This is a genomic window from Exiguobacterium sp. s21 (assembly GCF_018617975.1).
Lineage (GTDB): Bacteria > Bacillota > Bacilli > Exiguobacteriales > Exiguobacteriaceae > Exiguobacterium > Exiguobacterium mexicanum_A.
The window spans coordinates 468,416-484,946 of the sequence record NZ_JACSLF010000001.1 but is presented as its reverse complement, the minus strand read 5'-3'; the positions used below and the strand labels follow the sequence as shown (position 1 = coordinate 484,946).

At 56.2% G+C, this 16,531-nt stretch carries 20 protein-coding genes; 17 read left to right on the top strand and 3 right to left on the bottom strand.

The genetic code is table 11. The features are described from left to right. A partial coding sequence (locus KNP06_RS02490; RefSeq protein WP_214787794.1) for a hypothetical protein occupies positions 1 to 189 on the bottom strand: 189 nt, incomplete at its 3' end. Between KNP06_RS02490 and KNP06_RS02485 the strand changes: the two genes are divergently transcribed. The 4 genes from KNP06_RS02485 (at position 181) to KNP06_RS02470 (ending at position 3,570) form a co-directional block, all read left to right on the top strand. Next, on the top strand, positions 181 to 723 hold the full coding sequence (locus KNP06_RS02485) for a sensor histidine kinase (RefSeq protein WP_251131540.1): 543 nt from the start codon (positions 181 to 183) through the stop codon (positions 721 to 723). The two genes, KNP06_RS02490 and KNP06_RS02485, sit on opposite strands and share 9 nt — an antisense overlap. Before the next feature lie 120 nt (positions 724 to 843). Continuing rightward, complete coding sequence (locus KNP06_RS02480; protein ID WP_214787788.1) at positions 844 to 1,617, top strand: flagellar hook-basal body protein; 774 nt, start codon at positions 844 to 846, stop codon at positions 1,615 to 1,617. Between the two features lie 11 nt (positions 1,618 to 1,628). Beyond that, on the top strand, positions 1,629 to 2,408 hold the full coding sequence (locus KNP06_RS02475; RefSeq protein WP_214787785.1) for a flagellar hook-basal body protein: 780 nt from the start codon (positions 1,629 to 1,631) through the stop codon (positions 2,406 to 2,408). Positions 2,409 to 2,472: 64 nt separating this feature from the next. Beyond that, the gene (locus tag KNP06_RS02470) at positions 2,473 to 3,570 is read left to right on the top strand and encodes a glycerate kinase (protein ID WP_251129189.1); all 1,098 of its coding nucleotides are present in this window, start codon (positions 2,473 to 2,475) and stop codon (positions 3,568 to 3,570) included. Positions 3,571 to 3,597: 27 nt separating this feature from the next. On the opposite strand, the gene mscL is transcribed toward KNP06_RS02470, so the two are convergent. Further along, entirely contained in the window at positions 3,598 to 3,975 is a 378-nt protein-coding gene (gene mscL / locus KNP06_RS02465; protein ID WP_131436364.1) for a large-conductance mechanosensitive channel protein MscL, read from the bottom strand. Between the two features lie 206 nt (positions 3,976 to 4,181). Between mscL and KNP06_RS02460 the strand changes: the two genes are divergently transcribed. The 6 genes from KNP06_RS02460 (at position 4,182) to KNP06_RS02435 (ending at position 8,674) form a co-directional block, all read left to right on the top strand. Beyond that, positions 4,182 to 4,433 (top strand): DNA-directed RNA polymerase subunit beta, encoded by a 252-nt coding sequence (locus KNP06_RS02460; protein ID WP_029594701.1) that lies wholly within the window; start codon positions 4,182 to 4,184, stop codon positions 4,431 to 4,433. Positions 4,434 to 4,446: 13 nt separating this feature from the next. Then, positions 4,447 to 4,869: a 3-hydroxyacyl-ACP dehydratase FabZ gene (gene fabZ, locus KNP06_RS02455; RefSeq protein WP_021066156.1), complete on the top strand. Its 423-nt coding sequence runs from the start codon at positions 4,447 to 4,449 to the stop codon at positions 4,867 to 4,869. Positions 4,870 to 4,881: 12 nt separating this feature from the next. Continuing rightward, positions 4,882 to 5,331 carry a hypothetical protein gene (locus KNP06_RS02450; protein WP_214787782.1) on the top strand — a complete coding sequence of 150 codons (450 nt, stop codon included), beginning with the start codon at positions 4,882 to 4,884 and terminating at the stop codon, positions 5,329 to 5,331. 97 nt (positions 5,332 to 5,428) lie between these two features. Beyond that, a complete protein-coding gene (locus KNP06_RS02445) occupies positions 5,429 to 7,168 on the top strand; it encodes a methyl-accepting chemotaxis protein (RefSeq protein WP_214787779.1) in 1,740 nt (579 codons plus the stop codon). Between the two features lie 63 nt (positions 7,169 to 7,231). Beyond that, positions 7,232 to 8,281 (top strand): C45 family autoproteolytic acyltransferase/hydrolase, encoded by a 1,050-nt coding sequence (locus KNP06_RS02440; protein ID WP_214764350.1) that lies wholly within the window; start codon positions 7,232 to 7,234, stop codon positions 8,279 to 8,281. A gap of 114 nt (positions 8,282 to 8,395) precedes the next feature. Then, positions 8,396 to 8,674 (top strand): hypothetical protein, encoded by a 279-nt coding sequence (locus KNP06_RS02435; RefSeq protein ID WP_214708496.1) that lies wholly within the window; start codon positions 8,396 to 8,398, stop codon positions 8,672 to 8,674. Positions 8,675 to 8,676: 2 nt separating this feature from the next. Here the strand turns inward: KNP06_RS02435 and KNP06_RS02430 are convergent, their stop codons facing one another. Then, positions 8,677 to 9,303, bottom strand: coding sequence for a class I SAM-dependent methyltransferase (locus KNP06_RS02430; RefSeq protein WP_214787776.1), 627 nt, complete (start codon positions 9,301 to 9,303; stop codon positions 8,677 to 8,679). 74 nt (positions 9,304 to 9,377) lie between these two features. Between KNP06_RS02430 and KNP06_RS02425 the strand changes: the two genes are divergently transcribed. From KNP06_RS02425 to KNP06_RS02395, 7 genes are all read left to right on the top strand, one after another. After that, positions 9,378 to 10,865, top strand: a complete 1,488-nt coding sequence (locus KNP06_RS02425; RefSeq protein WP_214787773.1) for a cryptochrome/photolyase family protein — start codon at positions 9,378 to 9,380, stop codon at positions 10,863 to 10,865. 199 nt (positions 10,866 to 11,064) lie between these two features. Then, on the top strand, positions 11,065 to 11,652 hold the full coding sequence (locus KNP06_RS02420) for a glycerol-3-phosphate responsive antiterminator (protein ID WP_021066164.1): 588 nt from the start codon (positions 11,065 to 11,067) through the stop codon (positions 11,650 to 11,652). After that, positions 11,649 to 12,740, top strand: a complete 1,092-nt coding sequence (locus tag KNP06_RS02415; protein WP_034779187.1) for an ABC transporter ATP-binding protein — start codon at positions 11,649 to 11,651, stop codon at positions 12,738 to 12,740. Before KNP06_RS02420 ends, KNP06_RS02415 begins: the two co-directional genes overlap by 4 nt. Beyond that, entirely contained in the window at positions 12,737 to 13,642 is a 906-nt protein-coding gene (locus KNP06_RS02410; RefSeq protein ID WP_034779185.1) for a carbohydrate ABC transporter permease, read from the top strand. The genes KNP06_RS02415 and KNP06_RS02410 overlap by 4 nt, the downstream gene beginning before the upstream one ends. Then, the gene (locus KNP06_RS02405) at positions 13,639 to 14,448 is read left to right on the top strand and encodes a carbohydrate ABC transporter permease (RefSeq protein ID WP_214787770.1); all 810 of its coding nucleotides are present in this window, start codon (positions 13,639 to 13,641) and stop codon (positions 14,446 to 14,448) included. Before KNP06_RS02410 ends, KNP06_RS02405 begins: the two co-directional genes overlap by 4 nt. A gap of 12 nt (positions 14,449 to 14,460) precedes the next feature. After that, positions 14,461 to 15,771, top strand: coding sequence for an ABC transporter substrate-binding protein (locus KNP06_RS02400; RefSeq protein ID WP_483299231.1), 1,311 nt, complete (start codon positions 14,461 to 14,463; stop codon positions 15,769 to 15,771). Position 15,772: 1 nt separating this feature from the next. After that, complete coding sequence (locus KNP06_RS02395; protein ID WP_214787764.1) at positions 15,773 to 16,462, top strand: glycerophosphodiester phosphodiesterase; 690 nt, start codon at positions 15,773 to 15,775, stop codon at positions 16,460 to 16,462. Positions 16,463 to 16,531 lie beyond the last annotated feature (69 nt).

Below are 16,531 nucleotides of genomic sequence, written 5' to 3'. Positions count from 1 at the left end.
GGGTGATGGCACACCCTCATCTGAAGGCTCGGACAAAACAGAAATGGCCTGCGTCCGCACGGGCACTTCAGAATCCCACCCATCCTGAAGGGATGGGCTTGCGGCTTTAGCCGTGGGAGTGTCAACGAACTGCTTGAGCATCGACATGTCGACGAAGAGAAGCAGAAACGCTACTTGAATATGATCCATAGTGAGACGACCCGACTCGAACGGCTCGTCAGCAATTTGCTTGACGTGCAGAAAATGGAAGCCGGTAAAGGCCAGCAAGACTTTAAAATCGAGAATTTGTTTGAAATGCTGTCCGATATCCTCGAAATCCACGCCGGTTCGACCGAATTGCATGCGTTTCATTTCGACTGCGATGAAACGATTCGCGTGTCTGGAGACCCGGCGCAACTGCGTCAAGTGTTCTCGAATATCTTGAACAACGCCATTAAATATTCACCCGAAGGCGGGAACATCGCCGTTAACGTCTCGTGCGAGGACGATGTCATCCGGATCGCCATCGAAGACGAGGGCATGGGTGTGGCACCCGCAGATGCCGAACGACTGTTTGAGAAGTTCTACCGTGTGCAGAACGAGCAGAGTCGCAACATTGGAGGCACCGGCCTTGGACTTGCTATCTGTAAAGAAATCATCGAATCGCACGGCGGGACGATCAGTGTCCGTTCGGAACTTGGGAACGGGACGACGATGACAGTCGAACTCCCGATTGTCGCTTGACGAAAACCCCTTCGCAGTATGAAGTGGTTTTTTTTAGTTTTTTTCAAAAAACGGTGAACGAAACATTCATTTGGTACGATATACAGAGTGAAGACTTTGAACGATGAAAGGAAGACGACCATGCTACGCGGATTATATACGGCGGCGGGCGCGATGAACGCGCTCCAGCGCCAACAAGAGATTTTGAGCAATAACCTCGGTAACGTCCGGACACCAGGGTTCAAGGCGTCGAACGGCGTCGTCCGCTCGTTCCCGGAAATGTTACTCGCCCAGGTGAGCCATCCCGGCAATGCGCGCTCACGCGTCGGAGGCGAGGTCGGCACGTTATCGACAGGTGTCTACCTTCAAGAGACGATGCCTCGGTTCTCGACGGGGAGCATCTCGGAGACGGGCAGCCCGACCGACGTATATATGAAAGTGCCGGCTGACTTTACCGGAGCGGCCATGTTCGCCGTCGAACAGAACGGCGAGACGCTCTATACGACGAACGGACGCTTCGCGGTCGATGAGGAGCGTTTCTTACGCTCGTCGGATGGCGGTTATATCCTCTCTGACGCAGGCGAGCGCATCCAGCTGCCGTCAAGTGAGTTCACATTGTCAGGTGATGGTCAAATCACGTCACTCGGTGAGAATGTGGCGACACTCGGTGCCGTCCAAGTTAATGACTTAGCGACGCTCGAACAGGTCGGGAACGATTATCGGGTCAACGGAGACGCCCCACCTGCTGCGAACGTCCAGTTCCAACAAGGGTTCATCGAAGAGGCGAACGTTGACCTCGATCGGACGATGGCCGATTTGATGACGACGTACCGCCAGTTCGAGGCGAACCAAAAGGTCGTTCAAGCGTATGACAAGAGTGCCGAGCGGGCCATTGAGATCGCTCGGATTCGTTAAGGAGGAAGCCCATGCAATCGATCTATAACTCGGTCTCGTCGCTCACGCAGCTTCAGCGCCAACTTGACGTGACGGGCCACAACATCGCCAACGTCGATACAGCCGGCTATAAGCGGGAACAGACCCATTTCGCCTCGCTCTTGTCGCAGGCGTACGACAATCAACCGCGTGCCGAGCTTGAAGTCGGACGCGACACCCCAAATGGGATTCGCATCGGCGTTGGCGGCCACGTCGCTGACATCAGTCAACAGTTCAATATCGGCCAAATCCGGAAGACGGACCGTGGCCTTGATGTGTTCTTGAAAGCGAGCCGCCAGTTCTTCGCCGTCGAGACAGAGAACGGTGTCGGATTGACCCGAAGCGGGAACATGCAGCTGTCGGTCGGTGAGACAACGGCACTCGTCGACGTGAACGGGAACGCCCTTCTTGGTGCGGAGGGCAATCCGATCGTCATGCCGAACGAGGCGACGGCGCACCGCGTCCGTCAAGACGGCACGGTCGTCGCTAGCGTGAACGGTGTCGAGCAAGAGTTCGGCCGTCTCGATATCGTCGAGGTGCGTAACACGTCAGCGCTCCAACCGCTCGGCAACAACGTCTATGCGGCCGACTTGGGGGCTGACGTCGATCGTCCGCTCGGCAATCTGTTGATTGAAGGCACGCTCGAATCATCGAACGTCGATTTGACGAAAGAGATGACCGACATGACGATCACGCAGCGCGCGTATCAGATGAATTCACGGGCGTTATCGATGAGTGACCAGATGATGGGGCTCGTCACGTCACTCCGTTAATCACAGACCGTTCTTCCTCGGAAGGGCGGTTTTTGCGTTACACTGAAGAGGAGGAGGGATGGACATGCGAATTGTCGTGGCGATGGATTCGTTCAAAGGGTCGATGACGAGTGTGGAGGCGAACCGAGCGGTTGAACGGGCGCTCGCTGGACACGATGTCATCGAGGTGCCGATCTCAGACGGCGGGGAAGGCTTTTTAGATGCGTGGCTCCTGACACATCCGTATGCCGAGACCATCACGCAAGACGTCATGTCGCTTGATGGGACGATGCGGCAGGCTCGGTATGGATGGTTAGAACTGACGCGAGAAGCAGTCATCGAAGTCGCCGAGGCGTCCGGGCTCACACTCGTCGATACGCTCGACCCGTGGCGCTATAGTTCGTACGGAACGGGTTTGCAAATCCGACATGCGCTCGAGCGCGGGGCGACACGCATTACCGTCGGTCTCGGCGGGAGCGCGACCGTCGACGGGGGAAAGGGTTTGCTCGAGGCGCTTGGTATCCGCTTCTTCGATGAGTTTGGACATGTCATTGGACCATTCCCGCATCAAACCGAGCGCGTCAGTCGTATCGACTGGTCGGGACTACTCCCGGAAGCGGGTTATGTCGAATGGCGCATCGCCTCGGATGTGACGAATCCGTTACTCGGTCTATCTGGGGCGGCCGCCGTATTCGGTCCGCAGAAAGGGTTAGCGCCAGAGGACGTCGTGCGCTATGACGAACTGCTTGCCACGTACGCCCGTTGTTTCGAACGTGATTTGGCCACGCGGCCTGGGTCGGGCGCAGCCGGAGGCATCGGTTTCGCGCTCTATCAGCTCGGTGCCCGGTACGTGAGCGGTATTGAAGAAGTCATACGCTGGTCGAACCTGGAAGAGAAACTGCGCACGACCGACTGGTTGATCACAGGAGAAGGTCGCTTCGATGAGCAATCCCTTCATGGGAAAGCGCCATACGGTTTGGCGTGCCTCGCCCACGCATATGGTGTCCCGACGCTCGTCTTCGCCGGTCAAACAGACGTAATCGCCGTTCCGGACGACGGAATCCGTGCCGTGTTTCCTATCATATCCCGGGTAATGACGCTCGCCGAGGCGATGCACCAGGCAGAACCGCTTCTCACGGACGCCGTCAGCCGAGTGATGTCGATCCTCGACAAAAACGCCTGAACCGACTTCGGTTCAGGCGTTACTACGTTATGGACGCTCTTTTAACAAGTCACGGATTTCAGATAGAAGCTGCTCTTCACGCGACAGTTCCGGTTCGGGAGCCTCTTCGACCGCTTTTTCGCGCTTCAGACGGTTCAATGTTTTGACCATCATGAACAAGGCGAAGGCGATGAGGAAGAACTTGATGACTTCTTGCAAAAAGTTACCGTACGTGACATTCACGCCGAGCACCGACACCGCGAGCGTCGAGAAGTCGATCCCGCCGATAAGGATGCCGAGGAACGGCATGAAGATGTCATTGACGAGCGACGTGACGATGGCCGTGAAGGCGGCCCCGAGGATGAAGGCGACGGCGAGGTCAATTACATTGCCTTTGATTGCAAACTCTTTGAATTCTTTCCACATAAAAATAAACCCTCCTAAATGATGAATACTCTTACGGTAGCACAGCATAGGTGGAAACGGGCAGTATTTTTCACAGAAGCGTCGCCCTTGCCCTAGGCCGGGCGCTTGTTCGACGTATGGTAGATACGTTACACTTATATAGAACTCATGCAACAGTTTTATTACCTGGTACTAATATGTTATAATTAATTCAGCTGAAAGGATGTATGGACGTGGCGAACGAAGAACAAAACGGCTCGGAACAGACCGAGTCTAAAGAGCGGACGGAGCGGAAACGATTATCGAACCATCGACGTTTCCCAATCTTGTTACGCGTCATCGTTGTCCTGTTGTTGGCTTTCGTGATGCTTGCGATTGGAGCCATCATCGGGTACAGCGTGATTGGCGGAGGCGAGTGGAAGGACGTGTTCAACATCGACACGTGGCGCCATATCACCGATTTTTGGCTAACATCATAAAGGTGGTGGAACCATGTACACGATTGAACAGATTAAAGAAGTGATTCCGCATCGGTACCCGTTTTTGCTCATCGACCGGATTCTTGAGGTCGAAGAAGGTAAACGGGCCGTTGGATTAAAGAATGTGACGGCGAACGAAGAGTTCTTCAATGGACATTTCCCAGACTATAACGTCATGCCTGGCGTGTTGATCGTCGAGGCGCTTGCGCAAGTCGGCGCGTTCGCGATGCTCAAGCAGGAGTCGAACCGCGGCAAGCTCGCGTTCTTCGCAGGTATCGATGGATGTCGCTTCAAACGTCAAGTCGTCCCGGGCGATCAATTGCGCCTCGAGGTCGAGATTTTGAAAGTGCGCGGACCAATCGGTAAAGGGCGCGCCGTGGCGACGGTCGATGGAGAAGTTGCTTGTGAAGCGGAACTCACTTTCGCCTTGAAGTGAGGAGAGAACGAGATGCGCGTATTGGTGATTGCCTTGATTCTCGGATTGGCGACCATCGTCGGTTGCCAACAAGTGCAAGATGACCCGGCCGATGAGAACGTCGTGTTCGAGCAGGACGTCGAAGATGCGATGATTGAAAAACGGGCCGGTCAATCGGAATCGATTGCGGTCTCGCTCGAGCGGACGAACAGCTCGACGATGCTGTTCACGATTCGGATGCTCGAAGACCGTCGCCTCGATCCGCCGACGATCATCAGTTATGAAGTCGATGGCACCCGTGTCCCAATCCCGTTCGGTGAACTCGTCGCGGAACGCGAAGGGGACGTCCGGACGTACGTCTATCAAGCGGATTTGAACCCTGACCTATTCGTTACCAAGACCCTCCCGCTCTTCCATATCGGAGAAGAAGGCGAGGCCGAGGTGTCGATGCCGCTCGAGGTTGTAGATTCGACAAATGAATGAACGAACGGATGATTTTTGTCGAAAATCATCCGTTTTTTTGTGGACTCTTCGCGACAGTTGTCCGATATAAGGAGTAAGGACGAATGGAGGGAATCACATGAAACGAAATAAACCACAGTCACTGCAGACACGGATTTTGGCGATGATGTTGGCATTCATCACGCTGCTGATTGTCATGTTCGGCGTGCTGCAGTACGTCAGCACGAAGCATACGGTACAGAGCTCGATGCAAGCGGTCCTGTTAGCGGATGGGGCCCGAATCAGTGAGGAAATCGACAAGGAAGCGTATGCGGCCTTTTTACAGAACCCGACGAAAGATGAACGGTTCGAGCAGTTTCGGGAACAGCTCGACACGTATCGGACGCAAATCGGGGCCATGTATGTGTACACTCTCGCAGCCGACGGCGAAGAGCTTCAAATCATCGTCGATGGGATGAGCGCGGCCGACGCGGTCGATATCGGAACGCCGACGACAGCGACGTCGTTTGCAGATGCGAGAGCGGCGTTTGAAGGTGGGACCGTCACAACACCGATTGTCGAGGATCCAGAGTACGGGGACTATATGACCGTGCTCGTCCCAATCAAACAAGGCGGGGACGTGATCGGTGTCCTTGGAATCGACAAAGGGGCGAGTGACGTCGCTGCGGTGACGGAAGACGTGTTGCAAGAGAGCTTGCCGCCGATTCTCATCGGACTCGTCATCTTGCTTGGGATCGCCTCGGTCATCATCTGGCGCTATCTTGGCTGGAAACTCCGACCGCTCCGTGAGCTCGAACGTGTCGCGACCCATATCGCGAGCGGCGACTTGGCGACAGCGGCCAGGGAGATGGACAACATCCAGTTGAAAGCGAACGATGAGATCAAGCGGCTCACCGCCTCGATGAATCAGATGACGAAAATGCTCCGCGACTTGATCTCGGGATTGCAGACGTCCGCTCAGACGGTGCGCGATGAGAGCGGCAACGTGGCGAGTATCTCGGAAGAAGTGAACGATGCCTCGCGTCAAATCGCGTTCACGATGGAAGAAATCGCGGCCGGTGTCGAGAATCAGAGCGTGCTGACGATGAAACTGTACGGACACATGAATGAGTTTTCGGGACTCGTCGACCAGACGGCGCACGACGGGAACGGCGTGAGCGAACAAGCGGAAGTCGTCAGTCGGGTGACGGCAGAAGGGCTCGAACTGATGGAGGATGCCGTCGGCAAGATGACGAACATCCATCTGCAAGTGCGCGAGTCGCAAGGCCAAGTGAAGGACTTCGAACAACAGGCGGACGAAGTGACGGCGCTCGTCACGATGATTCGTCAAATCTCGGAGCAGACGAACTTGCTCGCCTTGAACGCGGCCATCGAGGCGGCTCGTGCCGGGGAGCATGGAAAAGGCTTCGCCGTCGTCGCTTCCGAGATTCGCAAGTTATCCGATAGCGTCGCCCGGTCGGTCAGTGAGATTTCGGAAATCGTTGGTAGCGTCAAACGAAACTCGATTGCGCTCGGTGAGACGTTCACGGACAGCATGCACGCCGCCGAGGACGGCAAGCGGACGCTCGAGGAGACGAAGCGCGCCTTCAATGAGATCGAGCAGAGCGTGCGGGAGATGCAACGCCTGACGAACTCGATGCAAGGGCAGCTCGGACGCGTCAAGACGAACCAAGACGACATCAAACGTGGTCTATCGGATATCGCGTCCATCTCGGAAGAGAGTACGGCCGGCAACGAAGAAGTGGCCGCCTCGACCGAACAGATGTCGGCGACGAGCGAGACGATGAACCGGCTCGTCAAAGATTTGTCGCACACGGCTGAGGAGATGCAACGCATGAGCCGCCAGTTCAAGTTGTGAACAGTCTCAAGTCAGACATACCTCCGTTGCGTCCGTTATACTAGGCGCAAGGGAGGTTTTTTCATGCAACGTGTCTCAAGTGAACTCACACAATTCCGCGGCAGTCACTATGACTTTGGCCGCTTTCAAGGTACTTATATTAAGCGCAGCAAGCTGCTCGAGAATCGGACCGACCAATGGAAGCTCCGCGTCCCGCGCTTTGAGATTGATGAGCGCGAGGCGAAGCAAGCGTTCGATCGATTCGCCCCAAAGATTTGGGAAGAACTGCTCGGTCTGCAGGACGAACTCGAGTTGACGCTCGCCGACACGCTCCTTCACTTCGGTCATTTCCGGGTCAATAACCCGGTCAGCGGCTGTTCGATTTTGACGGGGGACAACTTCCTCGTCCGCAACTATGACTACCATCCGATGACGTACGATGGACGCTATAACGTGTTCCAGCCAGATGAGGGTTACGCCGTCATCGGTCCCGTCTCGCGTGTCACCGGCCGGATGGATGGGATGAACGAGAAAGGGCTCGCCATGGGTTATAACTTTATCAACCGCCGGCGGCCTGGAGATGGGTTCGTCTGCCAGATGATCGGCCGAATGATTCTCGAGACGTGCGCCACGGTCGAGGAAGCGGTCGATCTGCTTCAAGAGATTCCGCACCGCGGCTCGTTCACGTATGTCGTCCACGACAAGTCGTCGAAGACACGCGTCATCGAAGCGACACCGCGCGATATTCGTGTCCGCGAGTCGAACATCTGCACGAACCATTTCGAGCTGCTACAACACGAGAACCGTTACCATCTAGACGATTCAACACGTCGGATGATGGAAATCAAGATGTATCAACATATCGTCCAGGACGCCGAGAGCGCGTTCCGGCTCATGAACGACTCGGACAAGGGCGTCTTCTCGGAGCTGTATAAGAGCTGGGCTGGCACAATTCACACGGCGGCTTACTTCCCAGAGACGCTCGAGACGTGGTTCGCCCTCGGTGGCGACCGCGACCCTGTCATTTTCGATTTTCAGGAGTGGCTCGACGGCAAGGATTTCGATTTACATGCCCTCGACGGGGAAATCGCGACCGATATCGAGTTCGCGAACACGGTCCAACTTTGGCGGTAACACAAACAAGCAGCGGCTCATAATGAGTCGCTGCTTGTTTTCATTCTTTTGATGCATGTTGGTCCGTACTGAATTCTGCAAAACCGGGAATACTCATAGCAGGAGGGATTTATGATGAAACGAATCGGATTATTGGCCATCATGCTCAGTTTGATTGTCGTCCTCGGCGGCTGTGTGCCGGGCGACGGGACGTACACGACCGACCCGGCCGGCTTCTTTTGGGGGATTTGGCACGGTTGGATCGCACCGGTGTCACTCATCTTAGGCTTATTCAATGATACGTATCGCGTCTATGAAGTGAACAACACCGGCTGGTTCTATGATTTGGGGTTTTATATCGCCATCATCAGCGGGTTCGGCGGGATTGCGGTCACCCGGAAGAGTCGGAGTTGACGTTAGATGGGCTTTCGTCCGGACACGGCGACTGTATGATAATCACGCGAGTCAGGACCTCGTGTCTCGATGACGTCGGTCAGACCGAGCGCGGAAGCGGCGGGTATGAACTGTTCCCGCACGATGGATGCGATGCCATCCCACGTCACGTCAGCTTTCCCATCGCAGTACGTGATGACGAATGACCCACCTGGTGCGAGAACGCGATCAATCTCGTCAAGCACCGCCGGCACGTCTTCCCAAAAGTAGAGTGTGTGGATGCTGGAGACGCGGTCAAACTGTGCGTCCGGGAACGGGAGCGTCCCGAGGTCGCCTTGGACGACTTCGGCTCGCCCGGTTTGCACGTCCACTCGATTTCGTCGGAGCGCCGAGCGGACGATGGTCGGGGAACGATCGAGTCCGGTCACATGCACGTGATTATAGCCACGTAGCATCTGTGCCAGTGCGTCGCCGGCCCCGCAACCGAGGTCGAGGATGCGGTGATCGGGCTGAATATGAAGTTGTTCAATCGTCCAATCGACTTCGACCCGGTGTTGCCGGACCATCTTCTCACCGATATACGTCCCGACGATGCCGCGTGGATTCTCGTATTGACTGTCAATCCATGTTTGGAGACGCATGAAGCGCATCGAACCATTCCTTTCCGTATCCAGTAGATGTAGATTGAGTGTAGCATAACCATTTTGGGAGGGGAGTTGAATCGATGCGTTCCTTTTGGATCTTCGGCAATCAACTGTCGCATGAGCTCGAGCTGTTCAATCACATCGAGGAGGATGACGTCATTGTCATGATCGAGGCGACATCACGGGCGACGTGGCGGCCGTACCATAAACAGAAACTCGTCCTCATCTTCTCGGCGATGCGTCACTTCGCTGAGGAGCTAAAGGAAAAGGGCTATACCGTCGACTATCACGAGGCCGACTCGTTCCAAGACGCATGGGACGACCACTTCAAACGGTACGAACCGGAAGAAATCCATTACACGGCCGTCACCGACGCTGCGATGGAGAAGAAGTTGCAACAGTTCGGTCAGAAGCACAAGCTCGTCGAACATTTGGACGTGCCGCTCTTCTATTTAACGAAGGAGGAAGCGGTTGACACGATTGGCAGCACGCCGTGGCGGATGGACCGCTTCTATCGCCAGATGCGGAAACGGTTCGATGTGTTGCTCGAGGACGGGAAGCCGCGGGGTGGCAAGTGGTCGTTCGATGCGGACAACCGCCAGCCGCCGAAAGCAGGACTCACGTTCCCACCACCGATCCATTTCCGGCCGGACGCCATCACGAAAGACGTCATCCGAAAAGTCGAGACGGGCTTCGCCGACCACCCCGGAGACATCACCCCGTTCGTCTGGCCGGTGACGCGCAATGAGGCACGCCGTGCGCTCTCGCGTTTCGTCGAAGCGCGTCTCGAGACGTTCGGTCCGTATCAGGACGCGATGCTGTCGGACAATCAAGACATGTCGCATAGCCTGTTGTCCGCGGCCATCAACATCGGGCTCCTGACACCGGACGAGGTCGTCCAGGCGGCGGTGGCGTCGGAGGCACCGCTCGCCTCGGTCGAAGGATTCGTCCGTCAACTCCTCGGCTGGCGAGAATACATGCGTGCCGTTTATGTGGCGTCGATGCCGGGTTATGAATCGGTCAACACGTTCAAGCATGAGCGCGATTTGCCGAGCTATTTCTGGGACGCAAAGACAGACCTGCACTGTGTCCACCAGAGCGTGAAACCCGTCATCGAGCGGGCGCACAACCATCACATCCAGCGGCTCATGGTGCTCGGCAACTTCGCGACGCTATTCGAGGTGTCTCCTCAACAGACGAGCGACTGGTTCAATGAGATGTATATCGACGCCTACGACTGGGTCGTCCTGCCGAACGTACTCGGGATGGCGCTCCATGCCGATGGCGGGAAGTTGGCGACGAAGCCGTATATCGCCTCGGGGAAATATATCGATAGGATGAGCGACTACTGCAAAGGCTGCAAGTATAACCCGAAACACACGACCGAAGACGACGCCTGTCCGTTCAACGCCCTCTATTGGAACTTCATCGACAAGCACGAGGAGCGGTTCGAAAAGAACCAGCGCATGAAGATGATGATCCGCAACTGGCAAGGCCGGGATGATGCCGTCAAAGCCGACATCTTGGCGAAAGCGAGACAGACGCTCGACGACACCGACTCATTATGAGTCGTTTTTTTTACGTCATCTTTACAAACTTTTGCATCTGCTTCACGGCCGCTTTACATTCATCCGGTACGATATGACTTGTGAGACCCCTCATGCCAAGTGAATAGCAACTGGTAGAACATTCGAGAGACCAACAGAAGCCCGTACGTCGATGACGTCCTGTTTCTGTTGGTCCTTTTTTTAGGGAAGGATGATTCAAGTGAATGAAACACTTCGCACGATCGGACAAGAGAAGATGATCGCCTCCATCAAATCACCGAAACAACTCGAGAAGTTCCTGCAGTCGGACGTGACGACGACGTTCCTCATGATGGGGACGCTCAGCACGCTCGACCGCTACGTCGCCCATTTGAAGCGTGAGAATCGGACCGTGTTCCTGCACGCCGAACGCATTAACGGCATCAGCCTCGACCGGGACGGCATCGACTATTTGGCGAAACGGGTCGGCGCCGATGGGATTGTGACGACGAAGGCGTCTGTCATCCAACACGCCAAACGGGCCGGCCTGATGACGGTGCAGCGCCTGTTCCTCGTCGACTCGGACGCCATCACCTCAGGCATCAAGATGGCGAAAGACCAACAGCCGGACGCGCTCGAACTGATGCCGGGTCTCATCCCGAGTGTCATCGAGCACGTCGCGGAACACGTCTCGCTGCCGATTGTGACGGGCGGGATGATCCGGAAACCGATTCACGTGCATGAAGCCCTTTCTCACGGGGCGTTCGCCGTCTCGACCGGGGACGAGCGGCTTTGGGCGTCGCAAGGAATGAAGGAGGATATCATATGAAATCGATTCAACTGCAGAATATCAAAAAGTCATACGACGAGACGGAAGTCATCCGTGGCATCGACGTGACGATCGAGGCCGGTGAATTCTTCGCCCTCGTCGGACCGTCGGGCTGCGGCAAGAGTACGATGCTCCGGATGATCGCCGGGCTCGAGTCGATCACGAGCGGGACGCTCCGCATCGACGGCGTCGCAGCGAACGAACTGAAACCGAGCGAGCGGCAACTATCGATGGTATTCCAAAACTATGCGCTCTATCCGCACATGACCGTCGAGAAAAACATCACGTTCGGGTTACATACGAAAGGACTGACGAAGCTCGAGCAGCGTGAACGTTGCTTGGAAGCGGCCGATACGCTCGGACTGACCGACTATTTGAAGCGGAAGCCGCGCGAACTGTCGGGCGGGCAACGGCAACGGGTCGCACTGGCCCGGGCCATCGTCACCGAGTCGCCGATTTGCCTCATGGACGAGCCGCTCTCGAACTTGGACGCGAAACTTCGGGCCAAGATGCGCTCGGAGATCCGGCAGCTGCAACGCAAGCTCAAACTGACGATGATTTACGTCACGCACGACCAAGTCGAGGCGATGACGATGGCCGACCGGATGATGCTGTTGAACGATGGCCAGGTCCAACAAGTCGGTCAACCGCTCGATTTGTACAATAAGCCGGCGAACACGTTCGTCGCCTCGTTCATCGGGTCACCGCCGATGAATTTGACGTCGGTGCAACGGAGTGACAAGGGCTGGGTCGCCTCGGACGGGCGTCTATTCCACCCGAACACGCTGACGCGAGAAGATACGGCGACGCTCGGCATCCGGCCGGAACAAATCACGCCGGCGAAAGACGAGATCACGTTCTACGCCGAACTGAAAAATATCGAAGTGCTCGGCACGGAGACGATTCTCGCCTTTGACATGGGCGGTGTCGAGTGGCTCGCCAAATGGCCCGGACAATGGCCGCTCGCGATTGGGGAGAAGATTGCCTGTTACGTCGACCCGAAACAGATGTCACTGTTTGACGCGACGGGGAATCGCATCGAACCGCGGCAACCGAAACTGTTCGAGGCGTTGGAGGTGTTCCAATGACGGTCGCCCTTCCGAGACAACGCGTCCGGACCCGATTATCAGACGCGACGAGCGGACTCCTCTACTTGTCCCCGTCGATCGCGTTATTTGGGATCTTTCTCGTCTATCCGTTGTTCCGGACGATTTACTTGAGTTTCTTTCAAACGGACACACAAGGGACGCCGCTCAGTTACGTCGGCGGCGAGCATTACGCCAAACTGTTCACGAGCGCCTCGTTTTGGCAGAGCATCCAGGCGACGGTCGGCTTCGTTCTGTTGACCGTCCCGCTCACAATCATCATCGCGCTCGGGCTCGCGCTCCTCGCCAACGAGAAGCTGCGCGGGATTGGCATCTTCCGGACGGCATTCTCGGCGACGATGGGGATGAGCGTCGCAGCCTCGTCGGTCATTTGGATGTTCATGTACAACCCGTCCATCGGTATCTTCAATCGCTTCTTGGAAGCGGTCGGGGCAAGCGGGGTGCAGTGGCTCCTTGACCCGCAGTACGCGCTTCTATCCGTGTCGCTCGCGACCGTCTGGATGAATATCGGCTTCACGTTCTTGATTCTCCTCGGCGGGCTGCAAAATATCGACCGGACATTGTATGAGAGTGCGGACATCGCCGGAACCGGATATTGGACCCAGCTCCGGGCCATCACGATCCCGATGTTATCCCCGACGCTCTTCTTCGTCGGCATCATCTCGCTCATCAATGCGTTCCAGACGTTCGGACAAATCGATTTGCTCACGAAAGGCGGACCGACGAACTCGACGAACGTCATCGTCTACGCCATCTATAAGGACGCGTTCATCAACTATAACGTCGGCGGGGCGAGTGCGCAGGCCGTGCTCTTGTTCTTGACGGTCCTTCTGTTGACGTGGCTCCAGTTCAAGCTCGTCGAAAGGAAGGTGCATTACCAATGACGCTCCGGAAAGTAGTCACGTATACGCTCCTCGTCTTGAGCGCCGTCGTCATGCTGTTCCCGATTGCCTACGCGTTCTCGATCAGCCTGATGGACGGGAGCGAAGTGTTGAAAGGGAACCTCATCCCGCGCGACGTCACGTTCGACAACTATGTCGCCGCGTTCGAGCGGATCCCGCTCATGACGTACTTATGGAACAGTCTCGTCGTCGCACTCCTCGTTATGGTCGGCCAAGTCGTCTTGTCGAGTCTTGCCGCCTTCGCGTTCGTCTTCATCGACTTCAAAGGGAAAGGGATCATCTTCATGCTCTTCATCGCGACGATGATGGTGCCATGGGAAGCGACGATGGTACCGAACTTCTTGACGATTCAGTCGCTCGGCTGGCTCAACTCGGTGTGGGGGCTGTCGGTGCCATTCTTCGCGCTCGCGTTCGGGACGTTCCTGCTCCGGCAACAGTTCAAGACGATTCCGTACGAGATGTACGAGGCATCACAAATCGCCGGCATCAGCCGTTTCCGTTTCTTTTGGAACGTCGTCTTGCCCGTCTCGAAGACACCGCTCGTCACGTTGTCGGTATATAGCTTCTTGACGACATGGAACATGTACTTATGGCCGCTCCTCGTGACAAACACGGAGCAGGCACGCACGGTGCAAATCGGGATTAAGCAGATGCAGTCGAACGAGGTCGCCTCGGATTGGGGTGTCGTCATGGCGGCGGTCATCTTGATCATCATCCCGACGCTGATGCTGTTATTCGCAGGACAAAAGCAGTTACAAGAAGGTTTGACGCAAGGCGCGATCAAATAATAGGGGGAATATATGATGAAAAAGAAAGCATTATTCGCAGGGTTGGCTAGTTCGGTATTGTTGCTCGGGGCATGTGGTAGCGAAGAGGCGGAACCGGCCGCATCGGCGACGGAGGACGGAAAGACGGAAGTCGTGTTTTGGCACGCGATGAGCGGGGACTTAGAGACCGCGCTCAACAACCAAGTCGATGCCTTCAACGAGTCGCAAGAAGAATATGAAGTGAAACCGGTGTTCCAAGGCACGTATGAAGAGGCGCTGACGAAGTTCAACGCCGTCGCGGGTTCGACAGATGCACCGGCTATCATGCAGACGTTCGAGGTCGGCACGAAGTATATGATCGACTCGAACAAAATCACGCCGGTCCAGGAGTTCATCGACAAAGAGGACTTCGATACGAGCGTCTGGGAAGAGAACATCTTGAGCTATTACCAAGTCGACGGCAAGCAGTACTCGATGCCGTTCAACTCGTCGACACCGGTGCTCATCTACAACAAGGATGCGTTCGAAAAAGCGGGACTCGATCCGGAGAAAGCGCCGCGGACGTATGATGAACTGAAGCAGGCGGCGAAGACACTGACGACCGACGGCCAGACCGGCTTCACGATGCTGAACTACGGTTGGTTCTTTGAACAGCTCGTCGCCGCGCAAGGCGGGCTCTACGTCGATAACGACAACGGGCGCAGCGGTGCGCCGACTAAAGCGGTATTCGATGGGGAAGAAGGACAGAACGCCTTCAACTTGATCAAAGAGATGTACGACGAGAAGACGTTCATGAACGTCGGCCAAAACTGGGACGACATGCGTGCCGCTTTCCAATCAGGGAAAGTCGCCATGTATCTCGACTCGTCGGCCGGGATTCGCACCGTCGCGGATAACGCCGACTTCGAGGTCGGGGCATCATACTTGCCGGTGCCGAACGAAGCGGAGCGGGAAGGCGTCATCATCGGCGGGGCCTCGCTCTGGATGGGTGACGGCATCGCCGACGAGACGAAGCAGGGAGCATGGGAGTTCATGAAGTATGCGGCGTCGAAAGAAGCACAGGCCAAATGGCACGTCGAGACGGGCTACTTCGCCATCAATCCGGAGGCGTATGACGAGCCGATCGTCAAAGAGATGTGGGCCGAATATCCACAACTGAAAGTGACGGTCGATCAATTGAGCGAGACGACAGCCTCACCAGCGACACAAGGCGCGCTCATCTCGACGTTCCCGCAGTCCCGTCAAAGCGTCGTCAATGCGATGGAGAGCCTATACCAAGGCGTATCGGTCGAAGAGGCGTTGAAGCGCGCGGCCGATGAGACGACTTCCACCTTGGGACAATGATATGTTGATTTACGCACATCGCGGCTATAGCGCCAAGTATCCGGAGAACACACTAAGCGCGTTCAAGGCGGCGTTGCCTCACGTCGACGGCATCGAACTCGACGTCCAATTGACGCGCGACGGACGCCTCGTCGTCATCCATGACGAGACGGTCGACCGGACGACGAACGGGAGCGGTTTCATCAAAGATATGACGCTCCGGCAGCTCCGCTTGCTCCGGACGGAGAGCGGGGAACGAATCCCGACGCTCGAGGAAGTGCTCGTCTTGCTCGAACCGACCGACGTCACGCTCAACATCGAGCTGAAGACGGACCGGTTCGACTATGACGGGATCGAGTATCTGACGTGGCTCGCCGTCACCGAGTTCAAGCTCGAACAACGTGTCGTCTTCTCTTCATTCAATCCAGACACGCTCATCCGATTGCGGGATATCGCCCGTGAGGCGAGGATTGCCGTCCTGACAACTGATGGGCATCCGAATTTGATCGAGTTCGTCGAGCGGATCGGGGCCGAGGCCGTCCACGCCCAGCCGGAGTTTATGGGGACAAGAGACTGGATGACGCTCCGCGAACAAAATCGGTTGCTTCGCCTGTATACCATCAATGACCCGAGCGAGCTGCCAGACATGACTGGTGTCGACGCCATCATGACGGACGAGGTCGAGCGGTTTCAATCGAGGTCGCATCATTGAAGTGAGGCTGGGATATAACTCAATCGATATGTAAGAAAGCGGCCAGCTGGCGCGACGTGTTCGCATCAG

Coding starts and splice junctions, on each gene's coding strand:
- KNP06_RS02485 (WP_251131540.1), top strand. CDS start 181: ATGATCCATAGTGAGACGACCCGACTCGAACGGCTCGTCAGCAATTTG.
- KNP06_RS02450 (WP_214787782.1), top strand. CDS start 4,882: ATGCGCGTATTGGTGATTGCCTTGATTCTCGGATTGGCGACCATCGTC.
- mscL (WP_131436364.1), bottom strand. CDS start 3,975: ATGTGGAAAGAATTCAAAGAGTTTGCAATCAAAGGCAATGTAATTGAC.
- KNP06_RS02480 (WP_214787788.1), top strand. CDS start 844: ATGCTACGCGGATTATATACGGCGGCGGGCGCGATGAACGCGCTCCAG.
- KNP06_RS02445 (WP_214787779.1), top strand. CDS start 5,429: ATGAAACGAAATAAACCACAGTCACTGCAGACACGGATTTTGGCGATG.
- KNP06_RS02475 (WP_214787785.1), top strand. CDS start 1,629: ATGCAATCGATCTATAACTCGGTCTCGTCGCTCACGCAGCTTCAGCGC.
- KNP06_RS02425 (WP_214787773.1), top strand. CDS start 9,378: ATGCGTTCCTTTTGGATCTTCGGCAATCAACTGTCGCATGAGCTCGAG.
- KNP06_RS02460 (WP_029594701.1), top strand. CDS start 4,182: ATGGACGTGGCGAACGAAGAACAAAACGGCTCGGAACAGACCGAGTCT.
- KNP06_RS02410 (WP_034779185.1), top strand. CDS start 12,737: ATGACGGTCGCCCTTCCGAGACAACGCGTCCGGACCCGATTATCAGAC.
- KNP06_RS02395 (WP_214787764.1), top strand. CDS start 15,773: ATGTTGATTTACGCACATCGCGGCTATAGCGCCAAGTATCCGGAGAAC.
- KNP06_RS02470 (WP_251129189.1), top strand. CDS start 2,473: ATGCGAATTGTCGTGGCGATGGATTCGTTCAAAGGGTCGATGACGAGT.
- fabZ (WP_021066156.1), top strand. CDS start 4,447: ATGTACACGATTGAACAGATTAAAGAAGTGATTCCGCATCGGTACCCG.
- KNP06_RS02435 (WP_214708496.1), top strand. CDS start 8,396: ATGAAACGAATCGGATTATTGGCCATCATGCTCAGTTTGATTGTCGTC.
- KNP06_RS02400 (WP_483299231.1), top strand. CDS start 14,461: ATGATGAAAAAGAAAGCATTATTCGCAGGGTTGGCTAGTTCGGTATTG.
- KNP06_RS02415 (WP_034779187.1), top strand. CDS start 11,649: ATGAAATCGATTCAACTGCAGAATATCAAAAAGTCATACGACGAGACG.
- KNP06_RS02430 (WP_214787776.1), bottom strand. CDS start 9,303: ATGCGCTTCATGCGTCTCCAAACATGGATTGACAGTCAATACGAGAAT.
- KNP06_RS02405 (WP_214787770.1), top strand. CDS start 13,639: ATGACGCTCCGGAAAGTAGTCACGTATACGCTCCTCGTCTTGAGCGCC.
- KNP06_RS02440 (WP_214764350.1), top strand. CDS start 7,232: ATGCAACGTGTCTCAAGTGAACTCACACAATTCCGCGGCAGTCACTAT.